At 32.0% G+C, this 20,073-nt stretch carries 25 protein-coding genes and 1 tRNA gene; 10 read left to right on the top strand and 16 right to left on the bottom strand.

All coding sequences use genetic code 11. The annotated features are described in order from the left end of the window. Nucleotides 1–40 precede the first annotated feature (40 nt). Nucleotides 41–115: transfer RNA gene (locus tag K5790_RS06800), tRNA-Arg, on the top strand. Between the two features lie 40 nt (nt 116–155). Continuing rightward, nucleotides 156–647: a hypothetical protein gene (locus tag K5790_RS06795; protein WP_297593593.1), complete on the top strand. Its 492-nt coding sequence runs from the start codon at nt 156–158 to the stop codon at nt 645–647. Here the strand turns inward: K5790_RS06795 and K5790_RS06790 are convergent. Further along, on the bottom strand, nt 611–1,204 hold the full coding sequence (locus tag K5790_RS06790; protein WP_297593591.1) for a hypothetical protein: 594 nt from the start codon (nt 1,202–1,204) through the stop codon (nt 611–613). The two genes, K5790_RS06795 and K5790_RS06790, sit on opposite strands and share 37 nt — an antisense overlap. A 118-nt stretch (nt 1,205–1,322) precedes the next feature. Here K5790_RS06790 and K5790_RS06785 point away from each other — a divergent pair, with 118 nt between their 5' ends. Beyond that, on the top strand, nt 1,323–1,562 hold the full coding sequence (locus tag K5790_RS06785) for a hypothetical protein (RefSeq protein WP_297593589.1): 240 nt from the start codon (nt 1,323–1,325) through the stop codon (nt 1,560–1,562). 43 nt (nt 1,563–1,605) lie between these two features. On the opposite strand, the gene K5790_RS06780 is transcribed toward K5790_RS06785, so the two are convergent. Further along, nucleotides 1,606–2,229 carry a hypothetical protein gene (locus K5790_RS06780; RefSeq protein WP_297593587.1) on the bottom strand — a complete coding sequence of 208 codons (624 nt, stop codon included), beginning with the start codon at nt 2,227–2,229 and terminating at the stop codon, nt 1,606–1,608. Between the two features lie 208 nt (nt 2,230–2,437). Next, nucleotides 2,438–3,259 carry an Ig-like domain-containing protein gene (locus K5790_RS06775; RefSeq protein WP_297593585.1) on the bottom strand — a complete coding sequence of 274 codons (822 nt, stop codon included), beginning with the start codon at nt 3,257–3,259 and terminating at the stop codon, nt 2,438–2,440. A 145-nt stretch (nt 3,260–3,404) separates the two neighbouring features. On the opposite strand from K5790_RS06775, the gene K5790_RS06770 reads away from it, so the two are divergent. Next, on the top strand, nt 3,405–4,049 hold the full coding sequence (locus K5790_RS06770) for an SDR family NAD(P)-dependent oxidoreductase (protein ID WP_297593583.1): 645 nt from the start codon (nt 3,405–3,407) through the stop codon (nt 4,047–4,049). A gap of 2 nt (nt 4,050–4,051) precedes the next feature. On the opposite strand, the gene K5790_RS06765 is transcribed toward K5790_RS06770, so the two are convergent. From K5790_RS06765 to K5790_RS06740, 6 genes are all read right to left on the bottom strand, one after another. Next, nucleotides 4,052–4,690, bottom strand: a complete 639-nt coding sequence (locus K5790_RS06765) for a PqqD family peptide modification chaperone (protein WP_297593580.1) — start codon at nt 4,688–4,690, stop codon at nt 4,052–4,054. 36 nt (nt 4,691–4,726) lie between these two features. After that, nucleotides 4,727–5,785 carry an S-methyl-5-thioribose-1-phosphate isomerase gene (gene mtnA / locus K5790_RS06760; protein WP_297593578.1) on the bottom strand — a complete coding sequence of 353 codons (1,059 nt, stop codon included), beginning with the start codon at nt 5,783–5,785 and terminating at the stop codon, nt 4,727–4,729. 31 nt (nt 5,786–5,816) lie between these two features. Further along, nucleotides 5,817–6,416: a hypothetical protein gene (locus K5790_RS06755; RefSeq protein ID WP_297593576.1), complete on the bottom strand. Its 600-nt coding sequence runs from the start codon at nt 6,414–6,416 to the stop codon at nt 5,817–5,819. A 126-nt stretch (nt 6,417–6,542) separates the two neighbouring features. Further along, a complete protein-coding gene (locus tag K5790_RS06750; RefSeq protein ID WP_297593575.1) occupies nt 6,543–7,406 on the bottom strand; it encodes an ROK family protein in 864 nt (287 codons plus the stop codon). A gap of 39 nt (nt 7,407–7,445) precedes the next feature. Continuing rightward, nucleotides 7,446–9,068, bottom strand: a complete 1,623-nt coding sequence (gene thsB / locus K5790_RS06745; protein ID WP_297593573.1) for a thermosome subunit beta — start codon at nt 9,066–9,068, stop codon at nt 7,446–7,448. Between the two features lie 44 nt (nt 9,069–9,112). After that, nucleotides 9,113–10,828, bottom strand: a complete 1,716-nt coding sequence (locus tag K5790_RS06740) for an adenine deaminase (protein ID WP_297594064.1) — start codon at nt 10,826–10,828, stop codon at nt 9,113–9,115. 118 nt (nt 10,829–10,946) lie between these two features. Here K5790_RS06740 and K5790_RS06735 point away from each other — a divergent pair, with 118 nt between their 5' ends. Together K5790_RS06735 and K5790_RS06730 are read left to right on the top strand one after the other, a co-directional pair. Continuing rightward, on the top strand, nt 10,947–11,228 hold the full coding sequence (locus K5790_RS06735; protein ID WP_297593571.1) for a 50S ribosomal protein L44e: 282 nt from the start codon (nt 10,947–10,949) through the stop codon (nt 11,226–11,228). Next, entirely contained in the window at nt 11,225–11,422 is a 198-nt protein-coding gene (locus K5790_RS06730; protein WP_297593569.1) for a 30S ribosomal protein S27e, read from the top strand. Before K5790_RS06735 ends, K5790_RS06730 begins: the two co-directional genes overlap by 4 nt. Here the strand turns inward: K5790_RS06730 and K5790_RS06725 are convergent. The 5 genes from K5790_RS06725 to hisC are packed head-to-tail and all read right to left on the bottom strand — an operon-like array spanning nt 11,405 to nt 15,587. Continuing rightward, nucleotides 11,405–11,989 carry an NTP transferase domain-containing protein gene (locus tag K5790_RS06725; RefSeq protein ID WP_297593567.1) on the bottom strand — a complete coding sequence of 195 codons (585 nt, stop codon included), beginning with the start codon at nt 11,987–11,989 and terminating at the stop codon, nt 11,405–11,407. The genes K5790_RS06730 and K5790_RS06725 overlap by 18 nt on opposite strands. After that, a complete protein-coding gene (cobS, locus tag K5790_RS06720; RefSeq protein WP_297593565.1) occupies nt 11,986–12,711 on the bottom strand; it encodes an adenosylcobinamide-GDP ribazoletransferase in 726 nt (241 codons plus the stop codon). The genes K5790_RS06725 and cobS overlap by 4 nt, the downstream gene beginning before the upstream one ends. Then, nucleotides 12,704–13,675 carry a cobalamin biosynthesis protein gene (locus K5790_RS06715; protein WP_297593563.1) on the bottom strand — a complete coding sequence of 324 codons (972 nt, stop codon included), beginning with the start codon at nt 13,673–13,675 and terminating at the stop codon, nt 12,704–12,706. The genes cobS and K5790_RS06715 overlap by 8 nt, the downstream gene beginning before the upstream one ends. Continuing rightward, nucleotides 13,672–14,511, bottom strand: a complete 840-nt coding sequence (locus tag K5790_RS06710; protein WP_297593561.1) for a cobyric acid synthase — start codon at nt 14,509–14,511, stop codon at nt 13,672–13,674. Before K5790_RS06710 ends, K5790_RS06715 begins: the two co-directional genes overlap by 4 nt. Continuing rightward, nucleotides 14,508–15,587 (bottom strand): histidinol-phosphate transaminase, encoded by a 1,080-nt coding sequence (gene hisC / locus K5790_RS06705; protein ID WP_297593559.1) that lies wholly within the window; start codon nt 15,585–15,587, stop codon nt 14,508–14,510. The genes K5790_RS06710 and hisC overlap by 4 nt, the downstream gene beginning before the upstream one ends. Nucleotides 15,588–15,671: 84 nt before the next feature. Between hisC and asd the strand changes: the two genes are divergently transcribed. The 3 genes from asd (at nt 15,672) to cyoE (ending at nt 18,218) form a co-directional block, all read left to right on the top strand. Beyond that, nucleotides 15,672–16,748, top strand: a complete 1,077-nt coding sequence (gene asd, locus K5790_RS06700) for an aspartate-semialdehyde dehydrogenase (protein ID WP_297593557.1) — start codon at nt 15,672–15,674, stop codon at nt 16,746–16,748. Between the two features lie 79 nt (nt 16,749–16,827). Then, nucleotides 16,828–17,286 (top strand): Lrp/AsnC family transcriptional regulator, encoded by a 459-nt coding sequence (locus K5790_RS06695; protein ID WP_297593555.1) that lies wholly within the window; start codon nt 16,828–16,830, stop codon nt 17,284–17,286. A gap of 2 nt (nt 17,287–17,288) precedes the next feature. Next, nucleotides 17,289–18,218, top strand: coding sequence for a heme o synthase (gene cyoE, locus K5790_RS06690; protein ID WP_297593553.1), 930 nt, complete (start codon nt 17,289–17,291; stop codon nt 18,216–18,218). On the opposite strand, the gene K5790_RS06685 is transcribed toward cyoE, so the two are convergent. Continuing rightward, on the bottom strand, nt 18,213–18,422 hold the full coding sequence (locus K5790_RS06685; protein WP_297593551.1) for a hypothetical protein: 210 nt from the start codon (nt 18,420–18,422) through the stop codon (nt 18,213–18,215). The two genes, cyoE and K5790_RS06685, sit on opposite strands and share 6 nt — an antisense overlap. A 314-nt stretch (nt 18,423–18,736) precedes the next feature. Between K5790_RS06685 and K5790_RS06680 the strand changes: the two genes are divergently transcribed. Further along, the gene (locus tag K5790_RS06680; protein ID WP_297594062.1) at nt 18,737–19,210 is read left to right on the top strand and encodes a hypothetical protein; all 474 of its coding nucleotides are present in this window, start codon (nt 18,737–18,739) and stop codon (nt 19,208–19,210) included. A 15-nt stretch (nt 19,211–19,225) separates the two neighbouring features. Here K5790_RS06680 and K5790_RS06675 read toward each other — a convergent pair. Beyond that, on the bottom strand, nt 19,226–20,073 hold an 848-nt coding region (locus K5790_RS06675; RefSeq protein ID WP_297593549.1), incomplete at its 5' end, for a DUF5679 domain-containing protein.

The following is a 20,073-nucleotide window of genomic DNA, read 5'->3' as shown; positions in this document are numbered from 1 at the left end:
TCTAGACAAATATTTAGGCCTGTTAAATTCTTACTTGTTTGGACTCGTTGCACAGCCTGGATAGTGCGAGCGGCTTCGAACCGCTAGGTCGAGGGATCGAAGCCCTCCGAGCCCTTTAGATTATCTTATTAGGCAAAAAATTTCTAATTCATTCATTGAAGGTTTCACTATTAAAAATTGGATTTACATTAGTTTTAGTTAGTGCAATTTGGATAGGAGTTATTTTTGTAGAAACTGAAAAGATTCACGATGAAATAATTCTAAAAGAATCAAATTCATTTGAATTAAAATCAGAATTTATGGGTGCAGATATTGGATTTTACAAAGTCTATATGCCTGAATTTGTAGGAGAAGAGGTATTTGTGCAAATTCTTGACACTAATGATAATGTAATAGAAGAACAATCTATTCAAACAAAGATGTCAGTAGGATATTTTGACTTTGATAAAGATGGAAGTTATACTATAAAACTAACAAATATTTCAAAGAATCCAATTTATTTGCAAATAGAGTTTGGAGATACAAATTCAAAACAAATGATTCCTGCAGGAGTTTTGTTATTTGTTGGAGCAATAACAGTAATTGTGATAGCCTTTTTTAAAATTAAAAATTACAATATAGAGCAGCCTGATGAGAATATCTCATAGACTGGAATACATTGAATGGTATGTCCAAAAATTAGAACCAAATTAAAGACAAGCCAAGTTGTAAAGAACAAAAATGTTATAATTGAGAGGGGGAGTAAAATTCTTAGTTTGGTGTTTTCTCTATTTTTTAAAATTAAAACTCCACCTAATGATGCTAAAACTAGACCCAATTCAAGTGGTTGGTGAGACCAAGATATCAATCCATCAATTCCAAAAACTTCATGAGATAGCGAATCGCCAAATCCTGAAATTATCTGAAGAATAGAACCCACCATCACTAGTTTAATTCCAGTTTTAAGAGAACCATGAACTGATTTTTGAATCAAAAGAATGGTACCCATTATTGCAGCAATTGCAGTCATTGAAACTCCTGTATACACTACAATGTGTGATGGACTCCAAAATAATTCAGGTTCTTTTTGTAAATGAGATATTGCATCCCAAAATCCAGCAGATACCACTACAACTGGTCCAATCACTGCTAGAATGATTACAAATGAAAGTAGAAAGTTTGGTTTTACAAATGACGAATTTGAAATTCTTTGAATTAATTTCATGTTAATTTCACAATGATTGGGTTATTTGAAATATTGTAAAGCATATCAATTAGAAAAATTCAACATTAAGGCTAATTTTGTGAATTAACTATATTAGATGATAAAATTAACAGTAATTATGAGTCCAGGTATAGGATTAATGAAGAGACGTCTTGAGAAAGAAAAAGATGCAATTGCATTAGCAATATCTGGAATTGCTAAAAAATACAACATTAAACCTGAAGAAACTAAAACATTAGAGACAAAGTATGATGATGCTGCTGGAGATTGGTATGTTGCACTTGGTTGGGATGAAAAGAGAGCAATAATCAAAATGGATTCAGTTCTGGGAACTATTACAGAAATAAAAGAAATCTAAGTAGTAAAAAATTTCTAATTAAATCAAAATTTTAGTGTAGAATCTAACCATTAGGTCTAGGAAGTTTTCCATTTTTATCAAATTGGCTTTGGATAATTTTTGATGAGTTTGAATATTTCATGTTTAAATCCTGATTAATCTGGATTATTTCAGATCTAGAACTAGATGCCTTTCGTTGAAATTCTTTTGTAGCATCAAGGGAAGTTCCCCCATTTTTGAGAGATACAGATTTTGCTTTTAATCCCTCATCATGTAAATTTGATGTAAAATTAAATTGTCCCCAAAAAATTGGTTTTACTGAACTATCTACAGTATTGATAAATCGTGAAAATGCTACTTGTGGAGAATTATAGACTGATTCTTTTTCCATTGATCTAAGATCATTTTGTAGATTTTCATTGGCAAGTTTTCTTGTATTACTTAATGGATCAACCTTTGGAGAGATTTTTTGGGGTTGTGACTGTTCTAGTTTTTGCTTTTCCATGTTTTGTAAAATAAATAGAGATAATGGATTATTGCTGATTTGATCATTAATCAACACTGTAAATTCATTAAATGATTTGGTGATTTGGTGAGGGGCTAAATCTATTGGGATGTTTAAAGTTGAATTATTAGCAGTAGAGTTTTGAACAGAAGAATCTAAGCCAAAAACGGTTTGGTTAAACATGAGTAAGAAAAAAGGCAATAAGAAAACTAGGTAGGATTTCATTCTGAGGGTGATTATAAAGTGGATTCATAATTCTGTGACTCAAAGTTTGTGATCAACAGATGATCAGGTAATTGACTAGTATGTTTAGATGAGTGGTATTTAGACTATCAAGATACCTTAGTAAAAAATTTCTAATTAAAAATGATTCTAGATATGAAGTGTCAGACTAATCTTCATCATCTTCGTCATGGTTTTTGTCTTCGGATTTTTTATCCTTCTTTAGATCTTTGTACTGTTTTTTGAGGTCTTTTTCTTGTTCCTTAAAGTCGTTCTTTAGTTCCTTTGCTGCAATTTTATACTCGAACTTTAATTCTTTAATCTCATTTTTAATCACTTTTTTTGGAGAGATTTCTGTATCATCACATTTTCCAATCTCATCTCCATGTTTGAGGTGTGCAGATACTGCATTCTGAGAGACTGAAAGAGTGTTCTTTCCTTTGTGACATAAAATTACTTTATCATTACTGTCATCATTAGTTGATGTTCCATTAGCAATAATATCTTCAAGTTCTGCATTTCTCAAAGCAAGTGCAGTGTTCTCTTCTTGTAGTGTTGTAATTTCATTTTCCAAGTTTAGAATTTTATCCAGTAAATCTTGAATTTGTGCTAAGAGTTGTTCAATTATAGTATCATTATTTGGTTCTACATTTACCGTGACAGTTGCAGTATCATTTCCACCTTGTCCATCTGATACAACATAAGAGAAAGTATCATTTCCAACAAAGTTGTTGTTAGGTGTGTATTCTACCTGAGTTGAGCTAGACAAAATTAGAACAGAGCCTGAAAATGGTTGAATAACAGAGATAATTGTCAATAAATCCCCATCAACATCAACATCATTTGCTAATACAGGAATGATGATTGGTGTATTTTCTAAAATAGTAATAGAATCATCATTAGCTATTGGATCTTGAGCAAAAGCCAACCCAGATGAGAATGTTCCTGAGATCAATACTGCAAACAAGAACAATCCTGAAAGTTTTTGCATGATTGAGAAATCTCAAAATTGTATATAACCATCAGGCAGAAAAGATCAGTAGTATTGCAAAGTAATAGGTATAAGAAAAGATTTTCAGAATTTCAATTTAATTCAATAAAGAAAATTAATTATCAAGTGTTATTGTGAAACTAATATGAAAGCAATAATTCTTGGTGGTTCTAGAGGAATAGGAAAAGCAATTTCAGATTCACTAAAATCAATCGAGATTGATGTTTTTGCAGCCTCTAAAAGCGACATTGATACTTCGGATTTGAACAGTGTTAGAGAGTTTGTAAAAAATCACAATCAAACAGACATTCTTGTGCTAAACACTGGTGGTCCTGCTCCAAAACCATTTGCAACAATTACTGAAGAGGATTGGAAATTATATCACAATCAATTATTTTTAGGATTTTGCACCATACTACAAAATATCAAAGTTAATGATGGAGGATACATTTTTTTGATTAGCTCAAATGTCATAAAAGAGCCAAATGCTAAACTAATAATATCATCAGCGTATCGTGCGGCATTTAGTGAGGTATTCAAAGTATTAAGTAAAGAATATGCCCAAAAAAATATTAGTTGCATAAACATTGCACCAGGTCCAATTAATACAGATAGAACTAGAGAATTAATTGATAATGTTGATCAATTCAAGGAATCGCTGCCAATGAAAAGACTAGGAGAGCCTCAAGAGATAGGAAACTTTGTAAAATCAATAATTGAAAATAATATAAAGTATCTATCAGGTGTTACAATAAACTTTGATGGTGCAAACTCAAACTATATTTTTTAGTATTATTTTTTAAATTCTACATTTGGAGTGTCTGGTTGACCTGCAATAGCAATTAATCCTCCATCACGTAGTTGCTGTAGTAATTGCATTACTTCTTTTTCAACTTGATTTCTTTGTAGTCCTGTTTGCTGAGCAAACACTTCAACGAGATCTGTTACTTTACGTTGTCCATTACAAGATTTCCAAAAGTCTACAATTGCCTGATTAACCATGAATCCTTGCTCATGTTCATTTGCTAATACCATAGAACCATCTTCCTGTTGGACTAGTTTTCCAACTCCTTGTGGCATTGCAGTTTCATAGTTAATTGGTGCAGGAGTATTCATCGCAGCACCCATATTCTTTATTTTCATTTTCGCTTCTTCAGACATTTTATCCATCGACCATGCAGGCTCCCATACAATATCTATTTTGACATTATTTACTCCTGGAACTTTTTTGACATATCTGGTTGCATCTGAAACCAAGGTTTCATGAAGTGGGCATCCTTGTGTAGTCATTGTCATTTTGATATTAACATCATTGTTTTCTGCCACATCAATTCCATAGATTAATCCCATTTCTACAATGTTTAGTGGAACTTCAGGATCCATGCATTGTTTTAGTGAATCTTCAATTGCTTGTGCAGAAACAGTACTCATATTGTATAATGCAGTTTGAAAAACAATAAAAACTTTCTAATTATTAGCTTCAAATAATTTTGGGATTGATTTCTCATAGGGGGCTGTAGCCACACCTTTTTCAGTAATTATTCCAGAAATTAATTCTGGAGGAGTCATATCAAATGCAGGATTAATAACTCCAATATCATCTGGTGCAGTTTTTTTATCACCAATTCCCGTAACTTCTGTTCCCTTACGCATCTCAATAATAACATCTTCAGCCTTTGTTTTGAGATCAATTGTTGATAATGGAGCTGCAACATAAAATGGAATTCCGTGTTGTTTGGCCATTGTTGCTACCTGATATGTTCCAATTTTATTAAATACATGACCAGTTTTGACAATTCTATCAGCACCAACTACTACTTTATTTACAAGACCATTTGCCATTGAATACCCAACTGCAGTATCAGGAATCAAACTTACATCAAATCCATCATGTTTTAGCTCAAATGCAGTTAATCTAGAACCTTGTTGAATAGGTCTAGTTTCAGTTGCAATTACTTTGATATTTTTTCCGCTTTCTCTTGTTGCTCTAATTACACCTAATGCCGTTCCATATGCAACAGTAGCTAATGCTCCTGCATTGCAATGAGTCATTATGGTATCATTATTATCAAAAAGAATAGAACCATTTTTTCCCATGGTTTTGTTAATTTCAATATCTTCATCTGCCATTTTTTTGGCAGTAGAGATTACTAGTTCTCTTATTTGTTCAACTGTTTCGCCAGTTTTAGCGACATTCATAATTTTTTCTAATCCCCATCCAAGATTTACTGCAGTTGGTCTTGTTGCAAAGAGAATTTTTCTTGCATTCTCCAAATCTGAGAGTAATTCTTCTTTTGTTGTCGCTTTGCTTTGTAAGGCAGCTAAACCCAATCCAAATGCACCAGATACACCAATTGCAGGTGCACCTCTTACTATCAAAGTTTTGATTGCGTTAGCTACCTGATTAAAATCATCATATTCTACAAATACCAAGTCATTTGGTAATTTAGTTTGATCAATCATTATTACTTTATTGTTTTTCCACTCTACCGTACGTAAGGGATTATTGTTTTTTGAATTTTCCAACTTAAAATATGTAATTTGCAGGTATATTTAATTAATCAGAATTAACATCAAGAATTCCTTGTGAAATTAGATACTCTAGTGCAGTAAGTAGTTCATTTTCGGTAATGGTTTTATCAGCATACCAGATGAAAACATCATGAACCCAACTAGGAATTTTAGATTCAGGCTCTTCAGGAATTTCTAGTTCTTCAATAGTATTTGATTCTACTATTTCTTCAGGAATTTCTAATTCTTCAATAGTATTTTGAGTTACAGTTAATGGCATACTTGATTTAATAATAGAAAATGTCGATACAGTTTCACTACTTCCATATTCAGAGTAAATTCTAAAGCCATAGTCACCTAAAATTTCTTCTTCATTTTGATCAGGATCAAGATAGTGTAAAATTTGAACTCCAAATAAGTCATCTTCAATTACTTTGGGTAGAATTTCAGTATCCTTGATGATTTTTCCATCACTTAATCTAATTATTTGCATAAAGTGATATCCATCTTGAGGGTCATAATTTTCAATTTGAATATTAGCTCTAATCATTGTTGAGCCTTTATCTAAATCAATAACATTTCCTGAAATAAAATCTATTGTTATGATTGGTAAATCCTCTGCTGCATAAACTGAGGATATTTGCAATAACATCAAAATGGAAAATAATCCAATAATCTTTGAAATCAATATGTCAATTTTTTAAAGATTAGTTAAGATATATCTATAATCGACATTTTTACGTTAAAATGATTCCAAAATGGAATTAATTATTTAAAGTAGGCATGCTCCAAAAACACCTGCAGAATCACCTAGTTTGTTTTTTAAAATGGGGGTTTCAATTGAATCTGAAAAAACTTTAGAATAAACAGATTCTTTTCCTTCAGTGTAAAGAAAATCTATGTTTGATAATCCACCACCTAAAACAATTACATCGGGATCTAAGATATCAATTACATTAGCTAATCCATATCCAAAATTTTCTAAAAACTCATTTTTCCATTTTCTACCAACATCATCATCAATATTTCCAAGGATTTCTGTGAGTGTTAACGATTTTCCGGTAAGTTTGGTCCATTGATTTTCCAAAGATGGTCCACTGATGTAAGTTTCTACACATCCATTTTTCCCACAATAGCAAGCATTTCCATTTCGATGTAGAGTATGATGTCCCCATTCTCCAGCAATATTTGTTGGACCAGTATGCAAATTTCCATTAAACACAATACCACCACCTATCCCTGTTCCCATGATTACTCCAAAGACTAAACCAAAGCCCTTTGCAGATCCCATGTTAGATTCAGCAATTGTAAAACAATTAGCATCATTTCCCATGGAGATTCTTTTTCCTAAAATATTTTCTAAATCTTCTTTGAGAGGTTTATCAATTAAACATTGAGTATTACTATTTTTTATTAGCCCAGTCTTTTTAGATATTGCACCAGGTGTACATACACCAATTGTAAAATCAGAAATATTTTTTGTTACATCTGAAATTAGTGTTGAAATAGTTTTGATAATTTCTTGATAATCATTTTTTGGAGTTGAAACTCTTTTTCTTTCTATAACATTGAGTGCATCATCTAGAACAATTACTTCAGTTTTTGTTCCACCTAAATCTATTCCAACCTTAGTCATCAAATAATTATTAAAATAATATTGCTTAAGTTAATTGCTTTAACCCATTGAAGGCATACCGCCGCCACCTGAACCACCAGATACGGCTATCACATCATCAATTCTAAGAATCATGCATGCAGCTTCAGTTGCAGATTTGATAATTTGTTCTTTAACTACAATTGGTTCCACTACGTTTATGGTCATCATATCTGCAATCTTTGTGTTTCGTGCATCAATTCCAGTCCATTTACGACCTTGAGATTGTTTTGCTCTCAGATTTGCCATAGTATCAATTGGATCCATTCCAGCATTTTCAGCAATTGTCAATGGAATTGTTTCAAGTGCTTCAGCATATTTTTTAATGGCAAGTTGTTCTCTTCCATCAAAATTATCTGCCCAATCTTTTAGCAATGATGCAGCATAAGATTCTGGAGCTCCACCACCAGCTACAATTTCTGGTTTTTCAATTACGTCTTTTACAACCATTAATGAATCATGAATAGAACGATCAACTTCATCGATTACTCTTTGAGAACCACCACGAATCAACAAAGTTACAGATTGTGGATGTTTACACCCCTCAATGAATACCCATTTGTCAGATTCTACTTTCTTTTGATGAACTAAATCTGCAGTACCAAGATCTTTTTCCGAAAGATCATCTAGATTATTAATAACACGTCCACCTGTTGCTTTGGATAGTTTGATCATGTCACTTTCTTTTACACGTCTAACTGCCATAATACCATGTTTTGCAAGATAGTGCTGTGCAATATCATCAATTCCTTTTTGACAAATCAAAACATTGACACCAACATCATGTAATTTCTCAACCATAGACTTTAGCATTCTATTTTCTTCCTCTAGGAACATCTGCATTTGGGTAGGATCAGTAATTCGAATTTCAGAACTCATTTCTGTTTTTTCAATTTCTAATGCTGAATTGATTAATGCTATCTGTGCTTTCTCAATTTTTGTAGGCATTCCACTATGTACAATTTCTTTATCCAAAACAATTCCCTGAACAATTTGGGTGTCTTGGATTGAACCGCCAGCCTTCTTTTCAACTTTAATGTTTTCAAGATCAACTGTGTATTCTTCTCCTTTCTTTACTGCAATTCTTAGAATTGCATCAACTACAATTTTTGATAGCGTGTCACTATCTTCAGAGATTAATTTAGATTGCATACTTGTTGTGGCAATTTTAAGAAGAGATTCTTTATCATCAGGTTTAATTTTCTTGGATAATTCAGAGTAAATTTCTAGAGTTTTTTCTGCAGCTGCTTGATAACCATCAATAATTGTTGAAGAATGAACATCTTTTTTGAGCAGGTCTTCTGCTTTAGCTAAAAGAGCACCACCAAACACCACAGATGAAGTAGTTCCATCTCCAACTTCATTATCAACAGTTTTTGAAATTTCAACCATCATTTTAGCAGCTGGGTGTTGAACATCAATTTCTTTGAGAATTGTTGCACCATCATTTGTAATAGTAACATCACCTAGAGAATCAACTAGCATTTTATCAAGACCTCTTGGGCCAAGACTGCTTTTTACCAATTCTGCTACAAGTTTTGCAGCAGCTATATTGTTATGTTGAGCATCTTTGCCTTTTTGCTGTAATGCACTCTCTTTGAGAACTAATACAGGTCCATTTGGGCCTTGTTGAATTGATGCCATTTAGGTTCAGCTACAATCCCCTGAATCCCCCTTTTTAACATTACTTAGATGATCGGTGGAATGTAACAACGTTTTTTCACATCAACAATTCCGCCTGCTAGAATTCTTACTGATGGTAATGCCAAAAATGGCAAGAATAATGGAATTAAGTGAGGTCTTGTGAATTTACATCCTGAATCAACAATTGAGTTTGTAATATTTTCAAAATTTGACGAAACAGTTTCAAAAGAATCTGTTGATATGATTCCTCCAAATTGCAATGGCATTGATGCAAGAATTTTTCCAGATTTTACTACTACAAGACCTCCCTGATTCTTTATAATATGATTAGAAGCAAGTGCCATATCAGAATCACTTGAACCAATAACGATCAAATTATTCTCATGAAAACTCCAAGATGAAGCAAATGCGCCAATATCAGCACCAAAATTTTCAAGAAATCCTATTGCATGATGATTGGTTCCTTGAGTTCTATCAAATGCAGCAACTTTCCAAATATCAGAATCTAAAGATGCAGAAATGCTTCCTTCTTTAGATTGTAAATTAGCTGATCCAAGTTTAGTGATAATTTCAGTTTGCATAAAAATTGTGTTTGCTGTAACTTGGTCCTTTTTTGATTTAATTTCAAAATCATTTTCTGAAAATTTTTTTAATTTTACTGTTTTTTTAATCCAAGGAGAGATAGGTTTTTTCTTAATTTTAGTTACTATTTTTCCATTTGATACTACTAATTTTCCGCCAACAAAGACTTTGTTTGGCTTGAATGATTTCAAATCATCAAAAATTAAAATATCAGCTAATTTTCCAGGTGCAATTCCTCCAAGATCTTTACCCATATTGTAATAATCAAAATTATTCTTTGAGGCCATTGTTACTGCATCAATTGGAGATAATCCAAGGTTAATTGATTTTCGTATGCAATGATCAATGTGACCAAAATGTAAAATATCTAGTGGATCAAGTCCATCAGAGCAAAACATTAATCGATCAAGATAAGTTCCATGAGATAAAACACGTGGGATTATTTCTTTTAAATCACGTCTAATAGAACCCTCTCTGATCATTATCCACATTCCAAGACGCAATCTTTCCAAAACTTGATCAAAATTTATTGGCTCATGACATGAGAGAATTCCTGATGAAACATATGCATTAAGTTTTTTTTCACTAGCCCCTGCGGTGTGTCCATTAATTATACAATCACACTCTAGCATTGTAGAAAGTGATCTCATTGTTTTAGGTTCTCTAAGAGTTACTTTTGTCCATGAAAAAACTTCACCCATTCCAAGAACATGTGGATGTTTTATAGCAGATTTTTCTTGTGAAGGTGATAAAGTTTTACAATTACTAAATTTTGCATCAACAGGAAGACCACCAGGAACAACTTGAAAAATTCTGATTGGTAGATCTTCTCCAAGTTTAAGAAATTCCTGAAATCCTTTGAAACCTGTTGCACTAACAATATCAATAGGATCAGAGAATAGAGAAGTCACACCACATAGGAGTGATTTTTTTGCAAATTCAGATGGTAAAACAAATTGATCAATATGTAGATGAGGATCAGCAAATCCTGGAGAAACATACTTGTCTTTTATATCAATGACTATAGTTTTAGAATTAATTGTGTGAGATGCATCTGGTCCAACATATGCAATTCTATCTTTGATTATTGCAATCTGAATTTTTGGGATAATTTCTCTTGTGTAAACGGATAATAAACTGCAGTTTTTGAAAACAAGATCGGCTTTTTTGTCTCCCATTGCTACAGAATTCAATGAAGAGATCGAATGTGCTAGGCTCGACATCACGATAATTAATTAAATTTTGAACCTATTATAGATTCAATGCTTAAATTACGGTTGAAAAGGTTTTGTTGATATGAACATACCAAAGGTGATCCGAAAGTATTGTGCTAAATGTAAAACACATACTGAACAAAAGGTCTCCATTTACAAAGCTGGAAAAAGACGAGGTTCTGCAAGAGGAGAAAGAAGGCACGCAGAACGTAAAAAAGGGTATGGTGGACAAAAATTCCCAAAATTAGCAAAGCCAGCAAAAGTTACCAAGAAAGTTACCCCCATTATGACATGTACAGTTTGCAAAAAGAAATACAATAAACAAGGTGTTAGAATTAAGAAATTTGAGTTGGTGGCAGCATGAAGAAAGATCATATCGAAATTCCAAAACCAGCAAGTAAATTCCAAAAAGTCAATTGTAATGAATGTGGTGAATTACAAGTAGTATACTCTCATGCATCAACACAAGTATCATGTAATTCATGTGGAAATGCAATTGCAGAACCAACAGGCTCAAAAGCACAAATAAATGGTAAAGTCTCAGGCAGTGCTGAGTAAATCATAATCACTTTTAGTATTTAGATTAAAAGCAATTCTCTTGTCATCAATTACAACATATTTTTCATCAACCTTATCTAATGATGAGATTTTTTTGGCATCCACTAAAGATATTCCTGAGTAATGACATTTCTCACCGTTAAAATTTACAGAATAATCTGAAGTAATACCTAGAGAGTTAAGAAATTTATTTGTAACAAGAATACTGATCCAAACATTTTGAGAATCACATCTATTTACAATTCCTTGAATTATTTCTTTATCTAACAATGGTAAATCTCCAGATGTAACAAATATCAAATCATTAAAAATTTTTAAAACTGAATTTAGATCTTCAACATATCCTATTCCAGACGTGTCAAATGTCTCAACATTATTTTCTTGAAGAAGTCTTTTAGTTTTAGGTGAATTAGAACTGGTAACTGCAATAATTTTTGAAAAACAGTTTGAATTTTTTAGTGAATCAAATACATGAAGAATTATTGGTTTTTTGTATTTGAGTAATAATTTTTCCTCAGATGATTTCATACGTGTGCCTTTACCACCGGCCATCACAAGACCGATCATATTGAAACAAACACCATAAGAGAAGCTAGTCTTGTAAGTTCATTTGTTGCACCAAGAACATCACCGGTTATTCCTCCAAAACTACGAGTAGATAATACAAGTATGAATAGTGTTAGAGTCACAGTCACACCTAACATTACAAAACCAGTTGTTTCTCCAAGTAGTATAACTGGAATTATCATAATGAAAAATGCCGCAGCTAATTTTTTCTTATCCTTCATAATTGCTACAAATGGAGAATTTGAGCCTGGAGAGGCAGAATTTCCTAGGCTTGCCATTAACACCATAGAAAATTTTGCTAAAATTTCACTAATCAAGATTGCACGAAAAAGTTCAAATCCACTTGTTAATGAAATTGTAATAATTAATCCAAGTAAATACAAAACAATACTGACTATTCCTGCAGATCCGGTAGAAAGATCTTTCATTGCTTGTAATTTTTTTTCTTTAGTATCTTTTACCATAAGACCATCTGCAAAATCAGCTAGACCATCTGCATGATGAATTCCAGTGACAATTGCAATGGATGCTACCACTAACAAGCTAACAAGTAAAGGATCTAAAAAGAATGACAATCCTAATCCAATTGAACCTATAATTAATCCAATTACAATCCCAACAATTGGAAATACAAACATGTATTTTGCAATTGTTTCTAATGTTGCATTTGATGATGGAAATATTGTCAAAAAAGAAAATACTGATCCTATTTCCTTAAGCATGAATCCACCATCCAAGAATAGATAAAATAGAAATTATCGGAATAGTAATTATTCCAAAGAATAGAATCGAAGTAAGCTTCATTATTTTAATTGCAGAATAGATATGCTCTTCTGTCAATGTAATTTCGTCATTTCCTAATTGATAATGATTAATTTTTTCAAATTTAGTTTGAAGAGCTCCTGCCAATGCAGCCATAGGATATCCAGCATTTGGACTTTCAGTTTTTTTACCATCTCTAATCATAGTTTTAAATGATTTTTTCCAATCGTTTTGTAAAATTGCTGCTGATAGAATCATAACTAATCCTGTAAGTCGTGCAGGAATATAATTAAGAATAGTATCACAGGAAGCTGCAAACCAGCCTATATTTTTAAAAATTTGAGATTTGTATCCAATCATAGAATCAGCAGTATTTACTACTCGATACATAAACGCACCAGGTAAACCAAAAAGCGCATAATAGAACAAGGGGCCTGTTATTCCATCCACAGTATTTTCACTAATACTCTCAAGTACGCCTGAAATTACATGATTTTTGTCTAAATTCTTAGTATTACGTTTGACAATCATAGATAGACACTCCCTTGCTTGATCAAGGTTATTCTTACCAAGTGATTCTAGTACCGCATTAGCATGTTTTTCCATTCCATGAATTGCAATTGTTGTTTTGAGAAGCAATCCACTAATTACTATAGTTAGTATTAATGAGAAAATATCTGGTGAGAGTAATGATAACCCAACTGTTAATGTCGATGTTAATAGAATTACAATGCCTGAACTAATTACAATAATGACAATTCCTCCAAGAATTTCTAATTTAGAATATTGGTTTTTTGCAAGTGGTGTCAGAACAGAAATAAGTTTCCCAATCCAAGCCGTTGGATGATATTTATTTTTTGGATCACCTAAATTCATATCAAGAAGTAATGCAAGAGAGATTACCAATATTGATTCTATAATCATTTTAGCATTGCCTCAATAGATTTGATATTTAGATTTAATTTAACAATTTTTGCCAAATCATCTAATTCTTTATCAATTTTTGAAATATTTTTATCACTCCATGAAAATTCTTTAGGATTGCAATTTAGAGAATCTTCTTCTGGTAAATTCAATGAAATTAATGGAATTGTACCTATTACAGGTATTCCTGTAATTTTTTTTAATTTTTGATATCCAGGTTTTAGTACATTAATGTCTCCTCTAAACTTGTTAAACACAAATCCTTTAACAAATTTTTGATATTTTTTCTCAAGCAATGCCATAGTTCCTACTAAACTTGCAAAAGAACCACCCTTATCAATATCCGAAACCAATAAAACAGAAGCGTTAGCTTCCTTTGCAATTTTCATATTTGCAATATCATATTTTTGTAAATTTACTTCTGCAGGAGAACCTGCTCCTTCCAATATTACTAAATCATAATTCTTCTGAAGTATCTTCAAAGATTTAGTTGCAATTTTAATTCCATTAGAATTGACAAATTTTTCATAATATTCTTTGGCATGCATCTTCTTGTAGCGTTTTCCATTAAGATACACCATACTGTTGTAATTCCCCAAGGGCTTGAGCAATATTGGATTCAAGTCAGGAGTTATTTTGCATCTAGCTCCAATAGCCTGGATTGCTTGAGCACGAGATATCTCAAAATCAGGCGTGAGATAGGCAAAATTAGACATATTTTGAGATTTGAATGGAGCAACAGAATATCCTTTATCAGAAAAAATTCTACATAGTCCTGCAACTAGTGTGGTTTTTCCAGTACCTGAAGAAGTTCCCTGTATCATTAATGATTTCATATTATTTTCTCCAAAGCTTGAATTAGTTTTAGATTCTCCTTATGTGACTTAACTGCAATTCGGATATAGTGGTTATTTAATCCTCTAAAATTTTTACAATCTCTAATCAAGATTTTGTGTTTAAGTAGTTTTGATTGTAATTTAGTTGAATCATAAATTGTTTTTATTAAAATAAAATTTGTATATGAATCAACATATTCAAAACCCTTTAATTTTGAGAATTGATCATTAAGATAGTTCAATTCTTTTTGAATTAGAATCTTAGATTTTTTTAGATGTTGTTTATTTCTCAGAGCATTACTAGCGGCTTGTTGTGCTAAAGAATTTACACTCCATGGAATTTTTATTTTTTCCAATATATCAATAATTTTTTTAGATCCTGCTGCATAACCAATTCTAATACCTGGAAGTCCATAAGATTTTGTCAAGGAACGTAAAACTATCAAATTATCATATTTCTTTACATAAGATATTACAGATTCATTATAATTTGGAACTAATTCAATAAAACATTCATCAACAAATACTATTGAAGAAAGTTTTTTTGCAGATTTGATTATTTTAAGTACTTTGTTTTTTGATAAGAGATTGCCTGTTGGATTATTGGGATTACATAAAAACACACATCCATTTTTTGGAATTTTTGAAATAAATAAATCAAGATTTTCTGCAAGATTCATAGTTTTTAAAAATAAAATTTTTGAATTATGTAGTTTTGAGGCAGTTTCATATTCTTGAAATGTTGGAATAGGAATTAAGACAGATGTTTTTTTGGATAAAAATGCGAAACAAAAATTATAGATGATCTCGATTGCGCCATTTCCTACCGTAAGATTGGATCTGGGTAAATGAGTGTATTTTTCTAGGCTTGAGAAAACAATTGAAGAGCCAAAATCGGGATAATTTTGAATATTTTCCAAATTTTTTTGAAGAATCATTTTTACAGATTTTGGCATTCCTAGTGGATTGATATTTGAACTAAAATCTATTACAGAATTTGAATTATTTAATGGAATTCTGGCACCATGTTCGACTGGAATATGATTGAGAATTGAAGATTTTGATGTTATTTTCACAGTTCCAAATAGAATTAGCCGATTTAGTATGTTTTGGTAAAATCAGTAAAGGATTATTAATTGAAAGCGATCATTCATCAAAATATGGATAAAAAAAGAGTTGCAATAATTGGTGTTACAGGTTCTGTTGGGCAAGAATTTGTTCAGTCATTAAATAACCATCCATGGTTTGAAGTAACACAAATTGCTGCATCTGAGCGTTCTGCCGGGAAAAAATATCTTGATGCAATTAGAGATCCAAGTGGAATTGTTGCTTGGGATGTAAGTGGAGAAATTCCTGAATATATCAAAGAAATGACTGTAAAAAGAATTGATGAATTAGATGTATCTAAATTGGATTTAGTATTTTCTGCAGTAGAATCTGAAGCAGCTAGAGCTATTGAAACAAAAATGGCTGCAGATCTTCCAGTAATCTCAACTAGTTCAGCATATAGATATGAAGATGATGTTCCAATTCTTATTCCAGGAATTAACGATGAACAATCTGATTTACTAGATATTCAAAAAAAGAACAGAAATTGGAAAGGCTGGATTGCACCACTTCCAAACTGTACTACAACTGGATTAGCTATCACTCTAAAGCCATTACTTGAAAAATACGGTGCAAAAAAAGTAATGATGACCTCAATGCAAGCCATATCAGGGGGTGGAAAATCGGGTGTGTCAGCTATGGGAATAACAGATAACATTATTCCATATATCCCAAAAGAAGAGGGAAAAGTACGACTTGAAACAAGAAAAATTTTGGGAAAATTAGTAGATGGAAAAATTGTTGATGCAGATATTAGAGTTAGTTGTACTTGTACAAGAGTCCCAGTAATTGATGGACATACAGAATCAGTTTTTGTTGAAACAACGCAACAGATTGATCCCATAATGGCTAAAGAAACATACAATCAATATAACAAGGATAGTTCAGTGGTAGGATTACCATCTGCTCCTGCACAATATTATGCATTTCATGATGATCCTACAAGACCTCAACCTAGAATGGAGAGAACAGTTGGGGATGGAATGACGACAACAATTGGAAGAGTGGAGACTGAAGAACTATTTGATCATGGATTAAAGTACATGTTGTTCTCACATAACAAAAAAATGGGTTCAGCTAAAGGTGCTGTTCTATTAGCAGAAATGTTATACAAAAAAGGAAAGATTTAGATTTTTTTTGCAATTTTTTCAATAATAACTTTATAAGAACCAGAAATCTAGATCGACTCAGGTGTTTTGAACGGCAAAAGTGGATGAATTAGATTTACAGATTTTATCCGAATTATCAAATGATGCCTCAATTTCAGTTCCAAGATTATCAAAAAAAATCAATGTAAATTCATCTGTAGTATATTCACGAATCAAAAGACTAGTTAAAAGAAAATTAATTGAACGATTTACAATTGTGGTAAACGATGTAGAGCTTGGATATAATGTTAAAGCATTAACTGGAATTAATATGGATACAAAAAAAAGAGATCACATTATTGAGGAGTTGTTTAAGATAGATGGAGTCAGAGAAGTAGCAGAAGTTACAGGAAGATTCGATATTTTAGTAACAATGTATTCAAAATCCTTAGATCAGATGCATAAGATGATCTCTGAAAAAATAGGTAGGATTAATGGAATTCAGTCTTCAGAATCATTTATTGAAATGAAATCACGAATGAAAGCAATGCCATATATGCCATCAAAGGATAGTGAATAACGGTGCAGAAACAAAAATCAGAGTCCAGGGTTGCAGTATACTATGAATTAACAAAGCCAAAAATCTGGTATTTACTAGTTTTTACTGCATTTGGAGCAGCTTTAACTGCCTCAAATATTTATGAAATTGAAATATCTCCAGCGACTTGGGTTTTGATGTTATTTTCAGTAGCTGCCGGTTCTGCTGCAGCAAACACATTGACTAACTATCATGATAGAGACATTGATGCAATAATGGAAAGAACAAAGGGAAGACCTCTACCATCTAAAAGAATTCATCCTGCTGAGAAGGCAAGAAACTTTGGATTAGCATTGGCAGGAATATCATTAGTTTTAGCTTTTGCAATTTCTTTTACCACTACATTAGAACAGGGTTTGTGGGCTACAACATTCATTGCATTTGGATTGATAAATAACATTCTTGTTTATTCATATGCATTAAAAAGAAATTCAAGAACAAATATAATTTTAGGAGGATTATGCGGAGGTTCACCCCCAATGATTGGATGGGTTGCAGTAAGTATGTCAGATTTATGGACAATGGGATTAGCTATGGCAGGATTAGTGTTTATTTGGATTCCAATGCACATTTGGGCTTTAACATTACATTTCAAAGAAGATTACAATAAAGTCAATGTTCCAATGTTAACTGCAGTACAATCAGAGAAAACATCTGCAAGAGCAATTGCCGGCTCAACTGTTGTCATGGTATTATTTTCTTTAGCTCCATTCTTTATCACTACAGAAAACGGGGAAGCTATGGTAGGAGGAGTTTATTTGTGGACTGCAATTGCATCAGGGGCATTAATGATAGCACTTTCTGTTTGGGTAATTGCAAAACCAATGGAGAAGGCCTCATGGACATTGTTTAAGTTTTCTAGTCCATATTTAGCAGTATTATTTATTGCATTAATGATAGACTCTGCATTATAAAATACTGTTTTTCTCATCAAGACTGTTTAGTTCTTTAGTTATAACAGAATGTTGTTCAACTAATTCTTCAAGTTCTTTTTTTCTTTCTTCGGAATTCCAATTAGACGTAATTAAAGAAGATAATTTAGCAACTATGCCCCATTGGATATTATTTTGTTCGTCAATTAATTCTAAAAATCGTTTACCCTTCTCATCATCATTCATAATTTTTTCATTCAAATCACAGATAAAAAGTTAGCACAGGTAATTACATAATTTCAAAGTTTTATTAAGAAATAAAATAAAGTTGTAATGATGCAATGTAGTATTTCAGAGTGTAAACAACAAGCCATAGAAATTGTAAAAATAAGTTTTAGGGAAACGAGAAAACTTTGTAAAAACCACTATAAATTATTCAAAGGAAAAGATCTAGAACACAGAGTGAATTTTACACGGGCGTCAAAATTTTAGTAAATATTCAAAAGTTATTTCACACTGAATCTTTTTGAAAGATTTAACATCTACTATTTTAAGAGAATATTATGGCTAAGAAAAAGAGCACTACAAAAAAGAAACCAGTAAAAAAGACCACATCAAAACCAAAAAAACAAACTAGCAATCCATCAAAAAAACCAGAATTTGAAAAAGCATGGAAAGAATATAATTCTGCCTTGACGGGATGGAAAGAATCTCTAGCACAATGGCAAAAAGCCACTAATGAAACACTAATGACTTATCATGATGCCTGCCAAAAAGCTATTGAATCAGATGCTGAATTATTAAAAAAAGTTAGTTCAAGTTGGGAAAATACTTGGCAAGAAATAGGACCAGAATATATCAAACAACAAACAAAGATGATAGAGAGTATTTTCAAAGAAACCAATATTGAATCAATCAAAAAATTCAATGAACAGTGGGAAAAATTTCTCAAAACGTCTGGTGACGATTCAATAAAGGCATATCAAGAAGCAATTAAAAAATTCAACCAAGCCTGGCAATCTGGTCAAATGTAATCCAAACAGTTAGAATTATTTTTTCATTTTTCCAATTCTAAAAACTTTACATCCACATTCAGAACAAAATCCCGTAGTAGCAGCTCTTCCATTTTTCATAATAGTTTCTCGAGGAGTGTTAATCTTTCTCTTAGTTTTACATTTTACACAATAAGCCTCAGGAGAATTATTTGTTAATACATTATCTTGTATTGTTGAACTATGTAGTTTTTTCTCCAAAGAATCAAGTTTTTTATTTTGTTTTTTTATTCTAGGGATAATTTTCTTTCTAACTTCAAAAGTGTCAACTTGTGGTTTGACTTTTTTTGATTGTTTTTTAGTAATTTTTTTTGTAGATTTCATTGAATCAGGATTTAATTTTGTAGAAAGTATATCTTCTAATTCATTAATTTGTTCTTGAAGATCATTTAATTGTGCAATTTGCTCTGGAGTTGCCTCATCGTCTTCGTAGGGTTTTGTTTCTGGGAAAATAATGGATGATAACATATCTTCTAATTCATTAATTTGTTCTTGAAGATCATTTAATTGTGCAATTTGCTCTGGAGTTGCCTCATCATCAGATTCTGTTATTGGTTCTGGTGCAAGATCTAATTCTTGTGGAAGCTCATCATCTGATTGTTTTGGCAGTGAACCTCTAGGACTGGGAGTAGGTTTTGAAGGAGTTGCTGGTTCTGGTGTCTCTACAGAAAGTGATTCTAATTCTTGAAGTTGTTTTTCTAATTGTTCTAGTCTAGCTATTTGCTCTGGAGTTGCCTCATCATCAGATTCTGTTATTGGTTCTGGTGCAAGATCTAATTCTTGTGGAAGCTCATCATCTGATTGTTTTGGCAGTGAACCTCTAGGACTGGGAGTAGGTTTTGAAG

This window comes from Nitrosopumilus sp. (assembly GCF_025698945.1).
Classification (GTDB): domain Archaea; phylum Thermoproteota; class Nitrososphaeria; order Nitrososphaerales; family Nitrosopumilaceae; genus Nitrosopumilus.
The sequence above is the reverse complement of the archived record's forward strand: the minus strand, read 5'-3'. Positions and strand labels throughout refer to the sequence as shown.